Origin of the sequence: Musicola paradisiaca NCPPB 2511 (genome assembly GCF_000400505.1) — a bacterium.
GTDB lineage: Bacteria > Pseudomonadota > Gammaproteobacteria > Enterobacterales > Enterobacteriaceae > Musicola > Musicola paradisiaca.
Genome location: NZ_CM001857.1, coordinates 1373413 through 1389797, shown reverse-complemented (window position 1 = coordinate 1389797; position 16385 = coordinate 1373413). Strand labels below are relative to the sequence as shown.

Below are 16385 nucleotides of genomic sequence, written 5' to 3'. Positions count from 1 at the left end.
GCGACGCCGCCCAGATGCCACCAGAATAATTAATTTTTACGTTGATAATAACTATGTGTTGATAATAACTATGTATAAACGCATTGGCATTTTCGCTGCTTACACACGCATTCTGTTTTATGGTCTGACACTATTTTATGGTCTGACAATGTTTCTCAGCGGGACGGCATGGGCACAGGATGCCCGTATTCCGCTTAGTGAGTATTTCTTTGAAACCTGGTCGACAAAAGACGGCCTGCCACACAACAGCATTAACGCCATCGCACAAACACGGGAAGGGTATCTGTGGTTCGGCACCTGGGAAGGCTTTGCCCGCTATAACGGCCAGAGTTTCCGCCTGTTTGAACGCGGCGCCGAAACCGGATTGCCCGATTCGGGTATTCAGGCGCTGATCGCGGAGCCGGACGGCGGCCTATTGGCGGCAGGCGCTCGCGGCGGGCTGTCATCATACCGGGACGACATCTGGCAACCCTATGCGCCCGCCCCCACCATGATCAATTCCGTCATGCGCGACCAGGCCGGAAACCTGTGGATGACCATGCCAGGGAGAGGCGTCATCCTCCGTCCCGCCGCTGAAAAAAGCGCCGCGCAGGATCAGCAATTTATCGATAACGTCACCGCCTACAGAATCGTGGAAGACGATAACGGCACGGTTTGGGTCGCTACCGACAACGGCCTTTATCAGGTGATCGACCATAAAGCCGCGCTGGTTCCACTTGCCAGCGGTTTACCGCACGTTCGCGTGTTCAGCCTGCTCGTCACCCGCGACGGCACACTGTTGGTCGGCACCGAAAAAGGCGTATGGAAACGCGACGGTCAGAATTTCACGTTGTTGCATCCCGCATTAGCCGGTGAAGTGGTGTCCGCCATGTTGCAGGATAACCAGCAGGATACCTGGTTCGGCACCATCAACCACGGTGTCTTCCGGCTCAGCCCGGCGGGGCTTGAGCAGCTCAACATCGATAGCGGCATTATTCGTAACCGCGTACAGGTTATGTTGCAGGATCGAGAGCAGAGCATCTGGATTGGCACCAATTCAGGGTTGCTTCGCCTGCGGCGGGCGCCGTTTATCACTATCGGTACACGTCAGGGCCTGAACGGCGACTACATCCGAACAGTGATGGCGCATTCCGATGGTAGCCTGTGGGTCGGCAGCAGCACCGGCCTGAACCGCATCAATAATGGCCGGGTTGAGCAAATCAACTGGGGCGAACACACCCAACCATCGGTACTTAGCCTGGGAGAAGCCAGGGACGGTAGCGTGTGGATCGGTACCTATACCGACGGCCTATTACGCTGGAAAAACGGGCAGCTAACCGCCGTCTTACGGCAAAACGACGGTCTGCCCAGCAACGAAATACGTTCAATCATCACCGACAGCCAACAAAACCTGTGGATCGGCACGGCGTCAGGGCTCAGCGTATGGCGCACTGACGGCACGATACATAATTATACCGCCGACGATGGTCTGCCCGCCGGCTTCATCATGGCATTGCAGGAAGATGAACAGCATCGCATTTGGGTCGGAACCGGTATCGGCGTTTCTGTTTTCAGCGACGGCAAATTCCACAAAATCGATATTTCCGGCATGGACAACGCGGAGTATGTCTTCGGTTTCTACAGTGAACCCGGCTATATGTGGATGACGACCGATCGTGGTCTCATTCGTTACCGCTTTCGGGATGGCGCCATCGGCATGGTTGGACGCAAAGCCGGCCTTCCTATCGACAAGCTGTTTCAGGTCACGCCTGATCATCTGGGTTATTTCTGGCTAAGCTCTAACCGCGGCATGATACGTATACGCCAGGATGATGCCCGGGATGTGGTGGAAGGCAAGAAGCGGAAACTCACCACTCAGCAACACTTCGGTGAAAGCGACGGTATGGTCAGCGCGCAGGCCAACGGCGGTTCGACGCCTGCCGCCACCGTCGACCAGAACGGCAGCATTTGGATAGCCACCGCCAGAGGTGCGGCAATGGTGCATCCTGAAAGTTTGCCCGATTTCGGCAAAACCCGGCTGACGGCGGTGATCGAATCCGTCGACGGCAACCACAAACCCACTCGTGAGCACGATGGCCTCGTGTTCCCCGCCGGAACCACTCGCATCCGCATCAACTATTCGGGGCTGGGCTATGTGCTTCCCACCCGTATTCTCTATCGCACCCGGCTGGAAGGTTTCGATCCGCAATGGATCGACAGAGGTAACGATACATCGGCGGAATACACCAACCTGCCGCCGGGCGTCTACCGCTTCCGCGTGACCGCCAGTTACCCTTATGGCGAGTGGAACGGGGCCGACACCGTCGTCAATCTGCGTATTGAGTCCTTTATCTGGCAACGTTCTTCCTTCCAGGGGCTGCTGGCGCTGACGCTGTTGCTGACGTTGCTGCTGCTGTTTCGCTGGCGGCTGGGTCTGGCGCGCCGCAACGAGGCGCGCTTACGTGATCTGGTCGCCGTGAAAACGCTGGCATTGCAGGAGCAGGCTGAGGCGTTTGAACGCCAGGCCAGAGAAGATCAACTGACCAAGCTGGATAACCGCCGGGTATTCGACGAACAGTTGATACGCTGTTTTGAAGACTCACAACGTCACGATTACCCGTTAACGCTGGCTATCTTCGACATTGACCATTTCAAACAAATCAACGACCGCTGGTCGCATGTGGTCGGCGACAAAGTGTTGCAAACCATTGCCGATATCCTGCGAAATTTTCATCAGGATGCAATGCTGATCGCCCGTTGGGGCGGCGAGGAGTTCACCTTGCTGTTTCCCCGGATGACGGTCGAACAGGCGGCGGCGGTATGCGAATCGCTGCGACTGGCGCTGACTAAAGCCGACTATCAGACCATCGCCGACGGGTTGAGCGTGACCGCCAGTTTCGGGCTGTGTGATTCATTCACCGCCAAAGACAGCCAGGAGCTGATAAGACAAGCCGATCATGCGTTATATCTCGCCAAACAAACCGGCAGAAACAAGGTGGTGTGCTGGTCAGATGGAAGCCATGTCGCTACCGATCATTTCCACATCTGACGCGACTGCGCGTCGGACTGGGTGATGACGTCGCCCCGGCCGCCTCTGGGCCGGGGATGCACCGTTTCCAGCCCCTTTCTCAATCCGCGCACACCAGGCACGATAAGGGAAACTCGTCGCCGTAATAGATTTGTATAACAACCTTATTAACGGAAATTATCTGGGGTACTATATGCCCAAGCGATATTATTTCGGGCTGAAACGTGCAAACGCTACCGTACTACTCTCCTGATACAGATCATTTGAAGCTACGGGCTTTCCGCTTCATCCGGCGCATGTTTCTTATGCGTCAGCTCGGCACGTTTCTGTGCTTTTTCCCCATCGCTTCCGTACTGTATGAATTATCCCGCAGTTGGCCGCTGTTCTTGCTGCTGGTGCTCAATGCTTTCGTCTGGCCGCATATTGCCTATGCCGTCTCCTCGCACGCACGGGATCCGGTAAAAGCCGAATTTATTAATATGACGCTGGATACCGCTTTCGGCGGCGCCTGGGTCGCCTTGATGGGGGTGTGCCCGCTTCCATCGGCGATCATCATCTCTATTCTGATCGCCGACCGTTACGCCGCCGGGGGCTGGAAGCTGCTGCGTATGTCGACCGTCGCCTCTTTCGTTTCCTTTATCCTGGTCTGGACATTGCTGCGCTTCGAGCATTACACGGTATTGTCTGAACGCACGCTCTGGTTGACGCTGCCGCTATCCACCATTTACATGATCACGCTCAGCGTGGTGTCTTATCAGTTGGCGGCACGGCTGCGTGAAAAAAGCCGGGAGCTGGAACGTATTACCCTGATGGATCCCTACCTCAGCATTCCCAATCGGCGGTTATTCGAACAGCGCCTCGACAAAGAGTTTCTGCGGACACAACGCGGTGAAAGCCATGCGTACCTGATGCTGATTGATGTTGATCATTTCAAGTACGTCAACGACAGTTACGGCCATGAAGCGGGGGATTACCTGCTGACCGAAATTTCCGTGGTATTGCGCAACATCGCCGGGAAATATGATGTGCCCGCCAGATTCGGCGGTGATGAGTTAGGCATCATTATCCAAAACAGCACGGATAAAATCGTCACGATGACGGCTCACCAACTTCATGCCAAAGTGGCGACCATTCGCCTGCCCGCCGACCCGACCTTCTGTTGCACCATCAGTATCGGCATCGCCAGAGCCGAACACGCCGCCACCCCGCAAAGTTGGCTGAATAGCGCGGATCAAGCGCTCTACGCCGCTAAAAAGAGCGGCAAAAACCGCTTCCATATGATGGAACACGAGTCTGCGGCGTAATCAGTCACGCCCATCAATGCAGGTATCCCTTATCCGTTTGCCGAGTGATAACGCGCGACTGACGAAATAAACAGGCACCCGATGACGGATGCCTGATGGGTGTGACACAGCGAACTTAGAAGCCGGTATCGATATCCACCACCGAGATCAGTTTGTGGTTAACGAACTCTTTAATACCGAGCCAGGTTAATTCCCGCCCATAGCCGGAACGACGGATCCCGCCGAACGGCAAATCCGCTTTCACCCGGGTCGGATGGTTGACATAGACCATACCGGTGGACAAACGCGACGCCACTTCAGCACCGTGCGCGGGGTTGCCGGTAAACACCGAACCGCCCAGACCAAAGGGCGAATCGTTGGCGATACGTACCGCATCATCTTCATCTTTAGCGCGGAACAGCATGGAAACCGGACCAAAAAACTCCATATGGTAGGCCGGGTTGTCCGGCGTCACGTTGGTCAGAATGGTCGGTTGTACGAATGCGCCCCGTTCCGGCACTTTCGGCCCCACCTCTACCGCAGTGGCGCCATGCTGCACCGCCAGTTGGATTTTTCCTTCACTTCATCCGCCGCGGCCTGAGAGGACAACGGCGCCAGCGTGGTTTCCTCGCTCATCGGGTCGCCGGTACGCAGAGCGGCAACGCCCTGGGTATAGCGTTCCAGAAAGGCGTCATAGATTTTATCGACGATGATCATCCGCTTGGACGATACGCAAACCTGACCGGCATTCCAGTGACGGCCGAATACCGCCCATTTCGCCGTTTTTTCCAGATCTGCATCCGCCAGCACCAAGAACGCATCGGCGCCGCCCAGCTCCAGTGTGGACTTCTTCAACGCCGCCGCCGCCTGTTGGGCGACAATCGCGCCTGCGGCTTCGGAACCGGTCAGTGCAACCCCATGCACACGCGGATCATGCAGGATGGTCTCAATCTGCTGGCGCGTCGCGTACAGGTTTTTGAAGCAACCGGCGGGCAGGCCGGCATCCGCCATCAGCCGTTCAAAACGGGCGGCGCTTTGCGGCACGTTGGACGCATGCTTGAGCAGAATGGTGTTACCCGCGGACAACTGCGGCGCAATAATGCGGGCGATCTGATAGTAGGGGAAGTTCCAGGGTTCAATCGCCAGCAGCACACCGAGAGGTTCATGGACAATGTGTGATGTGGCGTGCTTATCCGCGGTGGGAAGCGCCTCCGGCGCCAGCAACCGTTCAGCATTGTGAACATAGTATTCGAAAATCTGCGCCGACAATTCCACCTCGGCACGCGCTTCAGACAACAATTTGCCCATCTCCAGCGTCAGGAATCGGGCAAACTCGTCCGCGTTTTGTCGCAGGATATCGGCAGCCTTCTGCAAGATGGCGCCACGTTCGGCAAACCCGGTTTGCCGCCAGGACAAAAACGCATTGTGCGCATTGGTTATTGATTCAGCAACTTCGCTATCCGTAGCATTGGGGAAAGTCTTTATCTGTTCTCCAGTATATGGATTTGTTGTTGCATATCCCATGATGACCTCCGTGAATAAATCCCGGCATACAGCAGGCGGTCTCCCGCAAAATAAGGAGCCCAAACCCGAGGGGACAGTCTGTCATACCGGGCAAGACCATTGTATATACCATCGCAACCATTGCGATCGGATCGGCATCCTTGACGTTGCCAATGGTGTCAAAGATGTCTAGCATCATACGCCGCCCAAAATGCAATACAAGTTTGGCCACCATACGATACAGGACCGATGAGTCATGCAAAAATCAGGGGGTATTCAGGTTATCTCGAAGGCCGTAAAAATACTGCGACTACTAGGCAGTCAAGGGATGAGCCTTGGAGATCTGGCGCGGCAGGCCGATCTTCCCCGCTCCACCGTTCAGCGCATTATCGATACGCTGGCGGAGGAAAATCTGGTGGAAACCGGCGTTTGCGGCGTCAGGCTGGGTTGGGGCATCAGTGAACTGGCCCAGAACGCCTATTCCAACGTGGCGGCGCGTTTGCGGCATCCGTTGGAGAAGCTGTTTGAAAGCACGCGGGAAACCGTCGATATTTCCACTTTTCACGGCCGGGAGGTGCTTTTTCTCGATCGTATTATTTGCGATCAGGCCGTCAGGGTCGTGCCGGTGTACGACCGGCTAAAACCGATGTATGCGATGGCGAACGGCAAGGCCATGCTGTCGCTGATGACTGATGAGGAGATCGTCCGGTTGGTGAATAATGATTTGTCGGCGTTGACGGAAAATACCATCACCGGCATCGACCCGTTGTTGGAGGAAATTCACCAGATCCGCGCAACCGGCGTCGCGATTGATCGTCAGGAACATGCCGAAGGCGTCTGTGCGATCGGTATTCCGTTAGTGGTTCCAGGCAAACAGACGCACGCCATTTCCGTCGTCGTCCCGTCCTACCGTTTCGAGGCGCGGCTGCCGGCTATCCGGGACGCGCTGGAAAATACGCGGGAAGCCTGCCGCACCCTACTGGCGGGCTGACGGCCGTCGTTCGGCGCCGCGCAGACTACAACCTTACACACTGATTGCGTCCTTTTTTCTTGGCCAGATACAAGGCCTGATCAGCGCCATCCTTAAGACGCTGCACATCACAGGGGTTGGCGCTGGAAAAGGAGTAAACGCCGACACTCACTGTGACAATGTGATCCGGCAGCAAGGACTCTTGATGCGGAATTGCGCATGCCCTTATCGCCTCAACCACCTGTGCACCCAGCAACTCCGCCTGCTCGCCGGTCACATTGGGTAGGATCACCGCGAACTCCTCGCCGCCATAGCGGGCCGGCAGCGCACCGGATGGCCAGACTCTTCCCAACAGCACACTGCCGATCTGCGACAGACAGCGATCGCCCCGTACATGCCCATAGGTGTCGTTAAAATATTTGAAGAAATCCACATCCATCATAATCAGCGACAACACCTTGCCTTCGTCACGCATTTTTTCCAGTGATTGCTCCAGATAGCTGTCGAAGCGACGCCGATTCGCCAGCCTGGTTAACGGGTCAACCAACGCCAGCTTTTGCAAAACCCGATTTTTATCGGTTTCCTCCTGGTGTAAACGTGTCAATACGTCCTTATTTCTGACCGTCAGCCGGATCTGTTTCAGCACCAGCGCCCCCATAAAAAGTATGGGAAACAGCACAAACACATTCAGCAGCATCGCCGGGAGATTTTCCATCAGCCAGCGTCGTTGTACCGCAGCTTTTTCCACACTGGCCGCCACCACCAGCGGATAACGTTTAAGCCTGACATACCCCACAATGCGCACTTTATTATCCAGCGTGGTACGCCAGGTTCCGCTACCGCTGGCGAGTTGCTGACGTTGCTGGTCAAACAATCCGCCGGTCGTAAAGTCGTCATTAATATAGGAGGCCGGATCGGGATAGATAAAAATAGCGTGGGCATCGGCATTCATCAGTGATAACACGCTGTTATAGTCGAGCGTAAAATAACGATAAAAATTACCGAAATAATTATGATCGATGGTCGCCAGAAAAATACCTTTGAATTCGCCATTTTCGCCAGTCAATCTTTTCGCCACAGGAATAATATGCCGCCCGGTCGTTGAACTGGTACTGACCCGACTAATATATAATGCCGACGTATTATGTTCTTTGAGCCAAAGAAAATATTCTCTTCGTCCTGCATTATAAATATAGAGCGGCCCTTTGGCGGTGGAGGAAACCAGATTTCCTCTTTCATCAAACAAATAAAACCCCACCAATTGTGGTAGCACCGCCCGATGGGTATCGAGAACGCTTCGCACTTTGCTGGAGTCCAGCATTCCGGTCTGTGCAAACTCCCGTAGCATATCGTCAATGGCGACTTCGACTGGGACGAAGGTATCCTCGGCCTGACGCGACATCGCGAATGATAAGTTGATCACATTATCTTCTGCTTCATCCAGACGGTGCAGATAAGAAGTCCAGAAGTTCCAGACGCTGGTGACGCAGAATATCAGCCCCAACATCACTAAAAATCCCATCATGGTGATGCCCGGTGACGAAAAACGCCGGAACAGGAGCAAAAAGCGGCTAACATGCATAGGGGGAGGATTATTCGATGGCATATCCACTCTCGGAAAAACAGCTCTAAAAACAACTAATTAACAAATTAAACTCTAATTTTAGAGCAAATTATCAGAATAAAACCCCGTTTCATTCTTAATAATCTCACTTTTGTAAGCATAATAGCTAAAAACCCCTCACCTCACCACATACGAGTTCGCATTTCGTCCATCTGTCGGCCTTGCCCTTTTTCAGGGCATAATGCGATACGCCCTCCGCCGGAAAACTCGTTGATGCATCGAAAAAGCGCGCTTTATTAACGCACTCATCAAGCCTTATTATTATTGCATTAACATTTAACAATAATTATCTCTGCCATGATTATTACACCGTGCAATAGCACCAAAATAATGCAAAGGCTGCACGTATAAGACTTTTTTATTACCAGAGCATGTCATGATTTATAAAAGTCGGCACATATTCATTTTTTAACTTTTTTTAGTTTTTTATTTCTAACACAATCAATAAACCGCCATACAACAACATCAAAAAGGCAAAACACTGGCATAAAATTCTTATTTTTTACTAATATTGACAACATAACACTGCTTGGTAATATCAAACACAACACAATTCAGTGTGATTCCACTGTGATGACGATCTGATTTTATTGTTCGCCATCAACCCTGTTATTTCATCGTCGCATAATTAGCGATACGGCGGCCTATTGTCTTGAGTTTTATTTCAGGAATGGAGAATGTAATGAATATTAAAAAACCTTATTTGTTGTTTTTAGGTGACGCTCATGACCAACTGGCCGCCAAGGTGGCAATTGGTATTAAACAATGGCATCCGGAATATTGCGTCGGTCAATACCGTATGCCAGGTTGCCATGCCGATTGCGATTTGCCGGATTTGGACATCCCCGCCGCCCGCGCCGCCGGCGCGCAAACATTGGTCATCGGCGTCGCCAACCGCGGCGGCATCATCTCCGAAGCCTGGATCGCCGTTCTGCGCCAAGCGCTGGAATGCGGCATGGATTTGGCGGCAGGCCTGCACAATAAACTGGCCGACGTGCCGGAACTGAGCGAGCTGGCAGCCCGCCTGGGGCGTTCGCTGTTCGATGTGCGCCATCCAACGCAAACCTATCCGGTAGCCAGCGGACGTAAACGTAGCGGCAAACGCCTGTTGCCGGTCGGCACCGACTGTTCCTGCGGCAAAATGTACACCGCGCTGGCAATTGAAAAAGAACTGCTGTCGCGTAACCGAAAAGCCACATTCCGCGCCACCGGTCAGACCGGGATCCTGATCTCCGGCGCGGGCGTCAGTATCGATGCCGTGGTTTCCGATTTCATCGCCGGCGCGGTGGAAACCTTAGCACCGGATAACGATGCCGATCACTGGGACGTGATTGAAGGCCAGGGTTCGCTGTTCCACCCGTCGTTCGCCGGCGTCACCACCGGGATCATCCACGGCGCGCAGCCGGACGCCCTGGTGCTGTGCCACGAACCTACCCGCACCCACATGCGCGGCGTCGATTATCCGCTGCCGGATCTGCAAGCCTGCATCGACCTTAATCTGGCCATGGCGCGCCTGACCAACCCTCACGCTCGTTTCGTCGGCGTATCCATCAATAGCGCTCATCTGATTGAAGCCGATGCGCTGTCTTATATGACGAAACTGGAACAACAACTTGGCCTACCCGTGGTGGATCCGTTCCGTCAGGGCGTTGGGCGCATCGTCGACCAACTCTGAGGAATTCGGCATGGCGGAACTGATTTTCACCCACGAAAGTTGGGCCCTGCGGGAAACGTTCACCATATCGCGCGGCAGCAAAACCCATGCGGAGGTGATTAAAGTCACCCTGAGCGACGGCAATCACGTCGGACATGGCGAAAGCGTTCCCTATGCCCGGTATGGCGAAAACATCAGCAATGTTGAAGCTCAATTGCACAGCGTAGCCGACGCGATACGACAAGGGATGACGCGAGAAACTTTGCAGGACGCGCTGCCCCCGGGCGCCGCACGCAATGCGCTGGACTGCGCCTACTGGGATTTGGCCAGTCGGCAGCAGGGCAAACCGGTGTGGCAGTTGGCCGGATTACCGCGCCCGACGCCGCTCGTCAGCGCTTATACGCTGTCGCTGGACACCCCGGAGCGTATGGCGCAATCCGCACAACGCAATGCTTACCGCCCATTGCTCAAACTCAAGCTGGCGGACGAACAGGATATCGATCGCGTAGCCGCTGTACGCCGCTGGGCGCCTGAATCGCGGTTGATCGTCGACGCCAACGAAGGTTGGGACGCCGCACTTTATCAGAGACTGGTACCGGAACTGCTGCGGCTGGGCGTCGCCATGATTGAACAGCCGCTACCCGCCCGCGAAGATGCGGCGCTGGCGTCGTTGCCGCGTCCGATTCCCATCTGTGCGGATGAATCCTGCCATGATCGCCGATCACTGGCTGGGCTTGCCGCACGCTATGACATGATCAACATCAAGCTGGATAAAAGCGGCGGGCTAACCGAAGCCCTGCATTTGCGCCATGCCGCACACGCCCAGGGGTTGAAAATCATGGTGGGATGCATGGTCAGCACCTCGCTGTCGATGGCGCCTGCCACGCTGGTGGCCCAAGGCGCTGACGTGGTCGACCTCGACGGCCCATTGCTATTGCAGGACGATCGCGTCGGTGGGCTCGAATGGCGCGATAGCCAATTGTACCTGCCGGAAAACGGCTTATGGGGCCAGGGTCAGTCCCGCACATGTTTAACAGGAGTAGCGTGATGTCTCGTACTGTTTATGTTAACGGGCAATATCTGCCTGAAGAAGCCGCCAAAGTCTCCGTGTTCGATCGCGGTTTTCTGTTCGCCGATGCGGTGTATGAAGTGACGGCCGTCGTCAACGGCCGGCTGGCGGAATACGACGGGCATATGGCGCGGCTGGCGCGTTCCTGCCGCGAGCTGAACCTGCGTCTGCCGGTCAGCATTGAAGCATTGCGAGAGATCCACCTCGCGCTGATAGAAAAAACCAACTTCAGGAAGGTGGCATCTACCTGCAACTTAGCCGGGGCAGCACCGGTGATCGCGACTTTGCGTTTCCCGCCGACGCCGAACCGACGCTGATCTTGTTTACACAGGCACGGCCGGTGATCCATCACCCCTGCGCCGAGAAAGGTATCAAGGTCATTACCTGCCCGGATCTGCGTTGGCACCGACGGGATATCAAAACCGTCAGCCTGCTGATGGCCTGCATGGCGAAGGAATGGGCGCACGAAAAAGGCGCCGACGACGCCTGGCTGGTTGAAAATGGCCTGGTGACGGAAGGCAGCTCCAGCAACTGCTACATTGTCGACGCCAACAACCACGTCATTACCCGTCCGCTCAGCAACGACATCCTGCACGGCATCACCCGTGCCGGCCTGCTGAAACTGGCGGCGCAGCACAACCTGGTGATTGAAGAACGCGCCTTTACACCAGAAGAAGCCCGCCACGCCAAAGAAGCCTTTATCAGCTCCGCCACCACCTTTGTCTGGCCAGTTGTAGAGATTGACGGCGTCACGATCGGCGATGGGCGTCCCGGCCCGTTGGCGCGTCAATTGCGTGAGATCTACGTCGGCATGGTGCAGGCTCAAACGGCTGGATAAACGACATACCGTTTTCTTTCCATCGTTTATCTAAAATCGCCACACCTATCCATCGGATAGATAATGCAAGGGGGAGGCCCGTTAGCGCCTCCCCCCCTTAATCTATTTGTTGCCGTCAGCGATAGGATTACGCTAATGGGAACGGCGGCCCAATCTCACCCTTTGCTGCACAGTGGATTGTCGCCGATTTTGACCTTACCGCATTGCCAGCGGGTTGTTCCATCACTGATGGTATAGCCATTAAGCTCCGGCTTCAGTTTAACATCGTCAGACTTCAGGCCTGACAACAGCACCGGCTCCACGCCCAGAAACCAGACGCGCTTGCCGTCCGTCACCAGTTTGTCCGTGCCACGGACAACCTTGATATCGTCAACGTTCACCCCTGCCGGTAAGCCGGGATAAACACGATCGAACACATAGAATTTCTGTTTATCCAGTGCCGCGTTGAACGTCAGGCAACGAAAGCTGGCGACATCCACATCCTTGCGCGACTCCCCGCGAAAGAACGCCACGCCGTCAACCGACGCCCAGCCGAAGCAATTGCCGAACGCAGCGACTTTCTTGCTGTAGGGAGTCACGGTGATTTCCCGCTCAGCGTAATAGTAATTTTTCTTGTCGAACGCCTGACTACGACCTATCGATTTGAAACTCTCGGCGTCCACGCCCTCCAGCTTCTCGCCGTCCGGCAGCCAGACATGGGTGCGATCGCGGAAGAAGGGGAAATCCAGCGCCTGAAAGGTATCGGCGTCAATATCGTGATTCATGCGTTCGCAACTGAGGTAGGAACCGACATTCGACACCAGGAAGAACTCACCGCGGATCCTGGCGCTTTCCGCATTAAAACCGGCGGGCAGTTGCCGCTGGTTGCAGTAAAAATTGTTGCCCGACGCAGCCAGGATCATGCCCCGACTCTTCTGCAACACCCGGAAATTCTCCGGCGTTGCCCCCGGCAACACCAGCGCGGGCACATTCACCGAAATCTGCAACGCCACCTTCCCATCCACCACCTTATAAGGCGGCGGAACATCCGCATAAGATGACAGCGTCACCATGCCCACACTCAAGGCGCTCAACCAGATCCTTTTCATGGTGCTTCCTTCCTGCTCCGTTATCCAATCAACGCATTACTGCGCATCCGTTTCTTCCCGTTGCATCATCGATATTGCTGATGCCCGATGCAATCTCATCACCGCGATTTCAACCGCGCATCAGAATACCGATCATCCCAAACACGTAACTCTGTACGGATGGCAATATAGCTTGTGCTAAACACCTCGACTCAACTATCTCTCCGTTTTGCGACATTCACCAATATCTGACTAAACGTAAACAGCGGGTTACAGTGAAATGGGCAACAAACGCGCCACCAATGCACTCCATAACTGAACGCCTGTTTCGAGCAGTTCATCATTGAAATCATAGAATGCGTTATGCAAAGGACGGGAAGGCGCCAGACCATCAGCCCCCAACCAGAAATAGGCGCCAGGACAATGCTCCAGCATGCAGGCAAAATCCTCCGATGCCATTGAAGGTTTAACCTGCCAATGTACGCGATCATCGCCCAGAAGCGCCCGGGCGACATCACTGACGGCCAGTGCGGCGGATGGGGTATTCATCGTGACCGGATAACCGGGGAAATAGCGGATTTCCCCCCTGACGCCAAACACCACCGGCAACTGAGCGACGAACTGATCGATCAGGGTTTTTACCCGCTCCCGCACGTCGGCCTGCAGGCATCGGAGCGTACCGCGCAAGATCACTTTTTCAGGAATAACATTGATAGCTTCACCGCCGATAATCTGCGTCACGCTGACCACCGCCGAGGATTGCGGCGACAAACATCGGGAGGTAATGGTTTGCAGCGACAGCACCAGTTGCGATGCGGCGACGATAGGATCCGCGCCGCTTTCCGGCATAGCGGCATGACAACTCTTCCCGGTCAGCTCGATTTCAAAAGAATCCAGCGACGCCATTATCGCCCCTTCGCTCACGCCGACATGCCCGGCGGGCAGCCCCGGCCAGTTATGCAGCGCGTAGATACTTTCCATCGGGAAATGCTGGAATAACCCGTCTTCCACCATCCGACGGGCGCCGCCCAGATTTTCTTCAGCGGGTTGAAAAACGAAATGCACCGTACCGTTGAAATGAGGCTGTTGACCAAGATGACGCGCGGTTGCCAGCAGAATGGCGGTATGACCATCGTGTCCGCAGGCATGCATCACGCCATCATGCAGGGATTTATGTTCGCAATGCCCCCGTTCCGTCACGGGCAGGGCGTCCATATCCGCACGCAACCCTATGGCTGGCCCGTCGCCATTTTTCAGCGTGCCAACGACGCCAGTACCCGCTAACCCGGTATGCACCTGTAAACCGAAGCTCGTCAGTAATTCCGCCACCATGCGTGATGTTTGATGTTCCTGATAGCCGAGTTCAGGACAGGAATGCAGTTGACGCCGCCACCTGACGGCCTGTTCCAGCAACGCCGGAGGAATGCTCATAATCGTCCTACCCCTTCGTTATGCGAGCCGGCAAGAACATACACCACACGCACACCGTTTTATCGATAACTTACTCTACGTCACCGGCCAAACAGAGTGAAATCACCGCTCTGCATAACTCATAACCGGATCCGCCTGCTGAATGGATGAGCATGGCGCGAGAGCAGAACGATAATGCTTACTCATCCCAATTGGCGGAGACCCGTCAGGCCCATACGTTGCGGTATCGTCGGATAAATCATGTTTCTTATCGTCCCTGCATCGCCCCTGTGTCACACTACTGCATTAGGCTGAGTCCCGTCGAAACCCCACCAAGGAGAAAAGATGAGTTACGTACCCGGAGCCGGTCTTTCCGCCAGCCAGGCGATCGATAAACTGGAAGCGCTCTATGACAATGCCGTCACCGCGCTGCGCGCCGCCATCAGCGCCTTTATCACCGACGGCTCGTTGCCGGATGAAGCCGCCCGCGCCAAAGGGCTGTTCGTCTACCCGGAATTGCGCATCAGTTGGGATGGACAATCCCAGAAACATAACAAGACCCGGGCCTACGGCAGACTGACCCACGGCGGCAGTTACAGCACGACCATCACTCGTCCGGCGTTGTTCCGAGCCTATCTGGCCGAACAATTGGCGATTCTGGAGAGTGAATATTCGGCGGTTATCGAAGTGGTTCCTTCCGATAAGGAAATCCCTTATCCCTACGTGATCGACGGGGCTAATCTCGGGTTGAACCGCACCATGAGCGTCGGACTGGCACAGCATTTCCCCACCACCGAACTGTCGCTGATCGGCGATGAAACCGCCGACGGCTTGTTGCCGGATAGCGAGCATTATCCGTTGTCCCATTTTGATGCATTGCGGACTGACTTTTCGCTGGCGCGGCTGCGCCACTACACCGGCACTCAGGCCGAACACTTTCAACCGTTCGTACTCTTTACCAATTACACCCGCTACGTGGATGAATTCGTTCGCTGGGCCTGTGACCAGATTGTCGACCCCGCCAGCCCGTATGAAGCGCTGGCGTGCGCGGGCGGTACGATCGTCACGGCGGATACCGCCTTTCCCGAACGCGCCGTGTCCGACCTGGCATGGAAAAATCATCAAATGCCGGCCTACCACCTTATTTCTCGCGAGGGACGGGGCATCACGCTGGTCAATATCGGCGTCGGGCCATCGAATGCCAAGACGATTTGCGATCACCTGGCCGTATTGCGTCCACACGCCTGGCTGATGATCGGCCACTGCGGCGGGCTGCGGGAAAGTCAGTCCATCGGCGATTACGTGCTGGCGCATGCCTATCTGCGCGACGATCATGTGCTGGATACGGTGCTGCCGCCGGACATTCCGATCCCCAGCATTGCCGAAGTGCAGCGAGCATTGTATGACGCCACCAAAAAAGTCAGCGGCATGCCGGGGGAAGAGGTGAAACAGCGTCTTCGTACCGGTACCGTCGTCACCACGGATGATCGCAATTGGGAGTTGCGCTACTCCGCATCGGCGCTGCGCTTTAATCTGAGTCGTGCGGTCGCCGTGGATATGGAAAGCGCCACTATCGCCGCGCAGGGTTATCGCTTTCGCGTCCCCTATGGAACGCTGCTGTGCGTGTCCGACAAACCGTTGCACGGTGAAATCAAACTACCGGGGCAAGCCAACCGTTTCTACGAAGGCGCGATTTCCGAGCATCTGCAAATCGGCATCTGCGCGGTGGATCTGTTGCGTGCCGAAGCTGAACATCTCCACTCTCGTAAACTGCGCACCTTCAACGAACCGCCATTCCGTTAAGTACAGCCTCCGCCCGTATCCACGCGGGCGGAGAACCTGTTGCCTGAAACCATGAGCCGCCAGATGCCCCCCACCATCAACAGGCATAGGCTTACATTGGCTGTGGGTATGATAACCACCGCAAATCGCTATAACAGGTATTCGCAAACAGCCATTC

General features: G+C 55.3%; 9 protein-coding genes and 2 pseudogenes. 7 read left to right on the top strand and 4 right to left on the bottom strand.

Going from position 1 to position 16385, the window contains the following annotated elements:
* The first annotated feature begins 70 nt into the window (after window positions 1-70).
* Together DPA2511_RS21185 and DPA2511_RS06295 are read left to right on the top strand one after the other, a co-directional pair.
* Entirely contained in the window at window positions 71-3028 is a 2958-nt protein-coding gene (locus tag DPA2511_RS21185; RefSeq protein ID WP_012764846.1) for a ligand-binding sensor domain-containing diguanylate cyclase, read from the top strand.
* Window positions 3029-3303: 275 nt separating this feature from the next.
* Window positions 3304-4311, top strand: a complete 1008-nt coding sequence (locus DPA2511_RS06295) for a diguanylate cyclase (RefSeq protein ID WP_081636753.1) — start codon at window positions 3304-3306, stop codon at window positions 4309-4311.
* A 115-nt stretch (window positions 4312-4426) separates the two neighbouring features.
* On the opposite strand, the pseudogene DPA2511_RS21180 reads toward DPA2511_RS06295, so the two are convergent.
* A pseudogene (locus DPA2511_RS21180) lies at window positions 4427-5814 on the bottom strand (NAD-dependent succinate-semialdehyde dehydrogenase).
* Window positions 5815-6049: 235 nt separating this feature from the next.
* Here DPA2511_RS21180 and DPA2511_RS06285 point away from each other — a divergent pair.
* On the top strand, window positions 6050-6784 hold the full coding sequence (locus tag DPA2511_RS06285; protein WP_012764843.1) for an IclR family transcriptional regulator: 735 nt from the start codon (window positions 6050-6052) through the stop codon (window positions 6782-6784).
* A gap of 25 nt (window positions 6785-6809) precedes the next feature.
* On the opposite strand, the gene DPA2511_RS06280 is transcribed toward DPA2511_RS06285, so the two are convergent.
* Window positions 6810-8288 (bottom strand): sensor domain-containing diguanylate cyclase, encoded by a 1479-nt coding sequence (locus tag DPA2511_RS06280; protein ID WP_226376628.1) that lies wholly within the window; start codon window positions 8286-8288, stop codon window positions 6810-6812.
* Between the two features lie 781 nt (window positions 8289-9069).
* On the opposite strand from DPA2511_RS06280, the gene dgcN reads away from it, so the two are divergent.
* From dgcN to DPA2511_RS21175, 3 genes and pseudogenes are all read left to right on the top strand, one after another.
* Complete coding sequence (gene dgcN / locus DPA2511_RS06275; RefSeq protein WP_012764841.1) at window positions 9070-10062, top strand: N-acetyltransferase DgcN; 993 nt, start codon at window positions 9070-9072, stop codon at window positions 10060-10062.
* Between the two features lie 10 nt (window positions 10063-10072).
* Window positions 10073-11089 (top strand): N-acetyl-D-Glu racemase DgcA, encoded by a 1017-nt coding sequence (gene dgcA / locus DPA2511_RS06270; protein WP_012764840.1) that lies wholly within the window; start codon window positions 10073-10075, stop codon window positions 11087-11089.
* A pseudogene (locus DPA2511_RS21175) lies at window positions 11044-11948 on the top strand (D-amino-acid transaminase). Before dgcA ends, DPA2511_RS21175 begins: the two are co-directional and overlap by 46 nt.
* A 155-nt stretch (window positions 11949-12103) precedes the next feature.
* Here the strand turns inward: DPA2511_RS21175 and DPA2511_RS06260 are convergent.
* Together DPA2511_RS06260 and DPA2511_RS06255 are read right to left on the bottom strand one after the other, a co-directional pair.
* Entirely contained in the window at window positions 12104-13036 is a 933-nt protein-coding gene (locus tag DPA2511_RS06260) for a DKNYY domain-containing protein (protein WP_012764838.1), read from the bottom strand.
* Between the two features lie 249 nt (window positions 13037-13285).
* Window positions 13286-14446, bottom strand: coding sequence for a M20 aminoacylase family protein (locus tag DPA2511_RS06255; RefSeq protein ID WP_012764837.1), 1161 nt, complete (start codon window positions 14444-14446; stop codon window positions 13286-13288).
* Between the two features lie 324 nt (window positions 14447-14770).
* On the opposite strand from DPA2511_RS06255, the gene DPA2511_RS06250 reads away from it, so the two are divergent.
* Window positions 14771-16228: an AMP nucleosidase gene (locus DPA2511_RS06250; protein WP_012764836.1), complete on the top strand. Its 1458-nt coding sequence runs from the start codon at window positions 14771-14773 to the stop codon at window positions 16226-16228.
* Window positions 16229-16385: the final 157 nt, after the last annotated feature.

Coding starts and splice junctions, on each gene's coding strand:
- DPA2511_RS21185 (WP_012764846.1), top strand. CDS start 71: ATGTATAAACGCATTGGCATTTTCGCTGCTTACACACGCATTCTGTTT.
- DPA2511_RS06295 (WP_081636753.1), top strand. CDS start 3,304: ATGTTTCTTATGCGTCAGCTCGGCACGTTTCTGTGCTTTTTCCCCATC.
- DPA2511_RS06285 (WP_012764843.1), top strand. CDS start 6,050: ATGCAAAAATCAGGGGGTATTCAGGTTATCTCGAAGGCCGTAAAAATA.
- DPA2511_RS06280 (WP_226376628.1), bottom strand. CDS start 8,288: ATGATGGGATTTTTAGTGATGTTGGGGCTGATATTCTGCGTCACCAGC.
- dgcN (WP_012764841.1), top strand. CDS start 9,070: ATGAATATTAAAAAACCTTATTTGTTGTTTTTAGGTGACGCTCATGAC.
- dgcA (WP_012764840.1), top strand. CDS start 10,073: ATGGCGGAACTGATTTTCACCCACGAAAGTTGGGCCCTGCGGGAAACG.
- DPA2511_RS06260 (WP_012764838.1), bottom strand. CDS start 13,036: ATGAAAAGGATCTGGTTGAGCGCCTTGAGTGTGGGCATGGTGACGCTG.
- DPA2511_RS06255 (WP_012764837.1), bottom strand. CDS start 14,446: ATGAGCATTCCTCCGGCGTTGCTGGAACAGGCCGTCAGGTGGCGGCGT.
- DPA2511_RS06250 (WP_012764836.1), top strand. CDS start 14,771: ATGAGTTACGTACCCGGAGCCGGTCTTTCCGCCAGCCAGGCGATCGAT.